The sequence below is a fragment of the Streptosporangium sp. NPDC006013 genome, assembly GCF_040614275.1.
GTDB lineage: Bacteria > Actinomycetota > Actinomycetes > Streptosporangiales > Streptosporangiaceae > Streptosporangium.
This window is the reverse complement of the sequence record NZ_JBEXUE010000599.1, coordinates 1-5,250: the sequence shown is the minus strand read 5'-3', so window position 1 is coordinate 5,250 and position 5,250 is coordinate 1. Positions and strand designations below refer to the sequence as shown.

Annotated in this window: 5 protein-coding genes and 1 pseudogene; 1 reads left to right on the top strand and 5 read right to left on the bottom strand. The window is 70.4% G+C overall.

Annotation, left to right across the window (positions count from 1 at the left end; translation table 11 throughout):
* The 4 genes from ABZ260_RS45810 to ABZ260_RS45795 all read right to left on the bottom strand — a co-directional run.
* On the bottom strand, positions 1-940 hold a 940-nt coding region (locus ABZ260_RS45810; RefSeq protein WP_355630765.1), incomplete at its 3' end, for an aspartate kinase.
* Between the two features lie 91 nt (positions 941-1,031).
* Positions 1,032-1,565, bottom strand: coding sequence for a DUF5063 domain-containing protein (locus ABZ260_RS45805; RefSeq protein WP_350913610.1), 534 nt, complete (start codon positions 1,563-1,565; stop codon positions 1,032-1,034).
* On the bottom strand, positions 1,558-2,157 hold the full coding sequence (recR, locus tag ABZ260_RS45800; RefSeq protein WP_355630762.1) for a recombination mediator RecR: 600 nt from the start codon (positions 2,155-2,157) through the stop codon (positions 1,558-1,560). The genes ABZ260_RS45805 and recR overlap by 8 nt, the downstream gene beginning before the upstream one ends.
* A 3-nt stretch (positions 2,158-2,160) precedes the next feature.
* Entirely contained in the window at positions 2,161-2,514 is a 354-nt protein-coding gene (locus tag ABZ260_RS45795) for a YbaB/EbfC family nucleoid-associated protein (RefSeq protein WP_343971709.1), read from the bottom strand.
* Between the two features lie 342 nt (positions 2,515-2,856).
* Here ABZ260_RS45795 and ABZ260_RS45790 point away from each other — a divergent pair, with 342 nt between their 5' ends.
* Positions 2,857-4,323 carry a GAF domain-containing protein gene (locus ABZ260_RS45790; RefSeq protein ID WP_355630759.1) on the top strand — a complete coding sequence of 489 codons (1,467 nt, stop codon included), beginning with the start codon at positions 2,857-2,859 and terminating at the stop codon, positions 4,321-4,323.
* 141 nt (positions 4,324-4,464) lie between these two features.
* Here ABZ260_RS45790 and ABZ260_RS45785 read toward each other — a convergent pair.
* Positions 4,465-5,250, bottom strand: a pseudogene (locus ABZ260_RS45785) (DNA polymerase III subunit gamma and tau); the annotation flags it as partial.

Sequence of the window (5,250 nt, the reverse complement as noted above, 5' to 3'; positions counted from 1 at the left end):
AGGAGATGTCAGTCCGGCCGGTCGTCGCCGCCGACACGTTCTGCACGATCATGTCGATGTTGACCTCGGCGTCGGCGAGTGTTTTGAAGATCGTCGCAGCCTCGCCGACCTTGTCGGGCACCCCGACAACGGTGATCTTGGCCTCGCTCCGGTCGTGCGCGACGCCGGAGATGATCGGCTGCTCCATCTCTGTTCCTTCGCTGTCGGGGTCGGAGACGACCCACGTGCCTTCCTTGGTGCTGAACGAGCTTCTGACGTGGATCGGCAGGCCGAAACGGCGAGCGTACTCAACGCAGCGCAGGTGCAGGATCTTCGCACCGCAGGCCGCCATCTCCATCATCTCGTCGTACGAGATCTTGGGAATCTTACGGGCGGTCGGGACGATGCGGGGGTCGGCGGTGAAGACGCCGTCCACGTCGGTGTAGATCTCACACACGTCGGCGTTCAGGGCGGCGGCGAGCGCGACCGCCGTGGTGTCCGAGCCTCCCCTGCCGAGCGTGGTGATGTCCTTGGTGTCCTGGGAGACGCCCTGGAACCCGGCCACGATCGCGACCTGGCCGTTGTCGAGCGCCCCGCGTATCCGGCCGGGCGTCACGTCGATGATGCGCGCGCGGCCGTGCGAGGAGTCAGTGATCACGCCGGCCTGGGAACCGGTGAACGAGCGCGCCTCCTGACCGAGGTTGGCGATCGCCATCGCCAGCAGCGCCATCGAGATGCGCTCACCCGAGGTGAGCAGCATGTCAAGCTCCCGGCCAGGCGGGAGCGGCGAGACCTGCTGGGCGAGGTCGAGTAGTTCGTCCGTCGTGTCACCCATGGCGGAAACGATCACCACGACGTCGTTGCCGGCTTTTTTCGTCGCGACGATCCGCTGAGCGACCCGCTTGATGCAGGACGCGTCGGCGACGGACGAACCACCATACTTCTGAACAACGAGCGCCACGAGATGTCTCCGAAGCAATCTAGGGCTGTGGAGTTCACAGTCTACTGGCGCCCTAGCTGGGACCTTCTGATGTGGCTCAGTATGTGGACGATCACACGGTTGTGCGCTCCTCGGCGACATCAAGCCGGGTATGGGCGACAAGGGCCTGAAGTGCCCGCATCGCCGCTCCGGCGTGGTTTCCCCAGGTGTTGAAATAGGAGTACTGCCACCACCAGAGAGCCTCCAGCGGGCGACCCGCACTGTGGTGCCGCAGACCGTGCAGGAGGTCGGCGGCCACCGCCGTCAGGTCGTCGGAGAGACGGTACGGAGTGACCCCGGTGTCCTTGTAGGGGTCGAAGACCTCGGCGTAGTCGTCGACCGGCCCCAGCCGCTCGGCCAGAGCCGTTCGGACGGCGTCGACGTCCGGGTCCTCGCCCAGATGCGGTTCCCAGTTGCCCGACAGGATCACGTCCTGGCTCGCGCCGAGCTGCGCGCCGGCCGAGCTGACCTGCGCGACCTCCACCAGCAGCAGGGGCAGGATGGCGTCGCCGCCCTCGCCGCCCGCCAGGCGGGTCAGGCCGTCGATGTAGTTCTTCGCGTGCTCCGCGATCCGCTCCGCGAGAGCACTCCACGCGTCATCAGACATCAAGGAGCCTCCTTCCCTCGAACGCGCGGCCCAGGGTGACCTCGTCCGCGTACTCGAGGTCACCGCCTACCGGCAGACCGCTGGCCAGTCGTGTCACTTTCAGTCCCATCGGCTTGACCAGACGGGCGAGATAGGTCGCCGTCGCCTCCCCCTCAAGGTTGGGGTCGGTGGCGAGGATCAGCTCGGTGACCTGGCCGTCCGCCAGGCGGGTCATGAGCTCTCTGATGCGCAGGTCGTCGGGGCCGACACCGTCGATCGGGCTGATCGCCCCGCCCAGCACGTGGTAGCGGCCTCGGAACTCGCGGGTCTTCTCGATGGCCACGACGTCCTTCGACTCCTCGACGACGCAGATCACGTGGGGATCGCGCCTGGCGTCACGGCAGATCCGGCACTCCTCCTCCGCGGCGACGTTGCCACAGACCCGGCAGAAGCGGACCTTCTCCTTGACCTCCAGCAGCACGTGCGCGAGCCGTTTCACGTCGGCCGGCTCCGCGGCCAGCAGGTGGAACGCGATGCGTTGCGCGCTCTTGGGACCGACGCCGGGGAGCATCCCCAACTCGTCGATCAGGTTCTGGACGACCCCTTCGTACATGACCTAGAACCCGGGAAGCTGGCCGAGCCCGCCCCCGCCCCCCAGCCCCTGCGCGAGGGGACCGAGCTTCTCCTGCTGCAGGTCGGCCGCGGCACGCACGGCGTCGCGGATGGCCGCGATGACCAGGTCGGCGACGGTATCCGCCGTCTCCTGGGGGTCACCGGGGTCGATGGCCTCGGCGCTGATCTCTAGTTCGAGCAGCTCGCCCCCGCCGTTGACCGTGGCCACGACCAGGCCGCCGCCCGCGGAGCCCTGAACCTCCGCGTCGTTCAGCTCCTGCTGGGCGCTCACAAGCTGCTGCTGCATGAGCTGAGCCTGCTCCAGCAGCTGCTGCAGGTTGACATCCCCTGGGTTCACCGTCGTTGTGCTCCTCATTCGTGACATCGGTCGTCACGAGCCTACGGGTTCTGAGCCGGGTGTTGTACTGAAGCGAGCACGGGTTCCCTGCTGACGGGGATTAAACCTTCGTCGGGTCCCGGGCCCCCTCCAGACGTCCGAGACCCGACATGACACGCCCCGGAGCGGCCGCACACGGCGGCGTGTGATCGAAAGGTAACCGTCCGAAGGTTGCACACACGTTGCGATCGTCCGCTCACTCTTCGCGCGCCCTCTTTGATCGAACGGGTTGCGTGCGGGGTTCTGAGCCCCGATGCTTCCGCCATCGGCTCTGTTCCGGGGGGATATGTGTCCGACAGCCAGATGAGAGCCGTCCAGACAGCCGATCTCGACTCCTACGCGTCACGGCTGCGGCGCCTGCACGAGGCCCTGAGCAACGGTGAGCAGCCGGTGGCCGAGGGACCCAGAAGCGTGATCTCCTCGTCGTGGCGGCGGTCGCTGGACGCCGGGATCGACCTCGAGGCCAGGTCGGCCCCGCCGGCCTTCGAGGGCCAGGACGTCCGGGAGGTCCGTTCGGCCCATCCGATGAGCGGGCTGCTGCCGATCATCACCGGCACCCTGCTGGGAGCCGCCGCCGAGGGGGGCCAGATCCTGCTCATCGCCGACGCCGAGGGCAGGGTGCTCTGGCGGGACGGCGACCACCGGACGATGGAACGCGCCGACGAGGTGGGACTGGCCGCCGGCTTCGACTGGAGCGAGCAGGCGATCGGGACCAACGGCCTGGGCACCGCGCTCGTGACCCGGCGGCCCCTCCACGTCTTCTCCTCCGAACACCTGGTCAGGGCACTCCACATCTGGTCCTGTTCCGCCGCGCCGGTCATCGATCCCGACAGCGGCGGCCTGCTGGGCTGCGTCGACGTCAGCGGCACGACGCGCGCCATGCACCCGGCGAGCGTCGCCCTCGTCGAGGCCGCCGCGCGGCTGGCCGAGAGCCACCTCACGCTGCGTATGCTCGAACGTGACGAGCGGCTCAGACGCCGCCACGAGAGACAAGTGAGCGCGCTGCGCGGCGAGCCTGGCGCCCTGGTCACCGCGACCGGGCGGATCATCGCCGGTGACGACGCACCGCAGTGGGGTCACCGCATCCGCCTGCCCGAGGTGGGCCACCGTCTGGTCCTGCCCGACGGGCGGAGTGCCTTCCTTGAACCGCTCGGCGACGAGGGCTTCCTGCTCCGCCTCGCGGGTCCGGCGCGTGACCCCGTGCTGACCCTGTCCCTCCTCGGCACCGAGCACCCCTCGGCGTACCTGGAGGGGGTCTGCCTGCCGCTCTCCCTGCGCCACGCCGAGATCCTCGCGATGCTCGCCCTCAACCCCCGGGGAATGACGGCCGCCCAACTCTCCTTCCATCTGTACGGCGACACGGGAAATCCGGTGACCATCCGTGCCGAGATCCACCGGCTCCGCATCCACCTCGGCCACACCATCGCCGCCAGGCCGTACCGCCTCACCTGCACGGTCGAGGCCGACTTCCTGGAACTCAAGCGGCTGCTCGCGGCCGGCGAGACCGCGCCGGTCGCCCGCGCCTACCGCGGCCCCCTACTGCCCCGCTCCGAGGCGCCCGCCCTGCGCCGCGAGCGGGAGGAACTGGAGGGCCAGGTACGGGCCCGCCTCCTGCGGCGGGGCGACCCCGACGACCTCTGGGCCTACACCGAGACCGAGCACGGCAGGAACGACATCCAGATCCTCGAACGCCTCGCCGCCACGCTGCCCCGCCACGACCACCGCGCGGTGGCGGCCCGGATCCGCCTCAGCGGCGTCGACCTGCCCTGAGGTCCTCGCCATCTCGAAGGCGGGGATTCCCGTGCCGCCACGGGTGCGGCGGGTTTCCCGGCGACCACTTTCAGGGCGGACGCGCGCCGTCGACCGGTCCGAGACCTCCGGGACGCGGGTGGGAGCGCGGTGTGCAGCCCGTCAGGTGTGGTCGATCTCGCCGATGATCTGGCCACCCAGCTCGCGCTGGATGAGGGCCATCCCGGTGAGCGCGTCGACGTCGGCGTCCGCGTCGTTCAGCGGGTCGACCTCGTCGGCGTCGGGGGCGGCGCCGCGGTTACCCCGGGCGGGCACCGCGTCGGGCCAGGCCGCCTTGGCGCCGGTCTTGGCCACGGCCCTTGGACCGGCCTGGGCGGCGGCCTTGGCGGCCGAGCGGGCGGCGGCCAGGCCGGGACCGGGGCCGGGGCCGGAGATCGACGGGGGAGGCGAGCCCGGGTCCTCCGGCATGGGGGCGTCCGGCCAGGACTCGTCCGTCGCGGGCGGGGTCTGACGCGCCGGGGCCTCCCGCTCCGCCTGCGGCGCGGGAGGAGCGACGGGGGCCTGCGCCTGACGGACGGGCGCCTGTACCTGCGATGGCTGGGGGGTGGGCTGCTGGGGGGCTGGGGGCTGTCTCGGTGCCGGCGCACGGCCCCCGCCCGACGGAGCGGGCCCGTTGCCGACGACGGCCTCGACCTTCCAGGTCCCGCCCAGAACCTCCTGCAGCACCGCCGCGACGACCGCGTCCTTGCCGCCCCCGGTGAAGTTCTTCATCGCGCCGACCTGCGCGAACCCCAGGGTTACGATCTTGCCCTCGACCCCGACGACCTGGGCGTTGGTGTTGACGTTGGCCCACACGACGATGCTGCGCCGCTTGAGCGCGGCGAGCACCTGGGGCCACGCCTGCTGCACGGCCCCGCCCCCGGAGCCGGGCGCGGCCGCCGTGTCGAC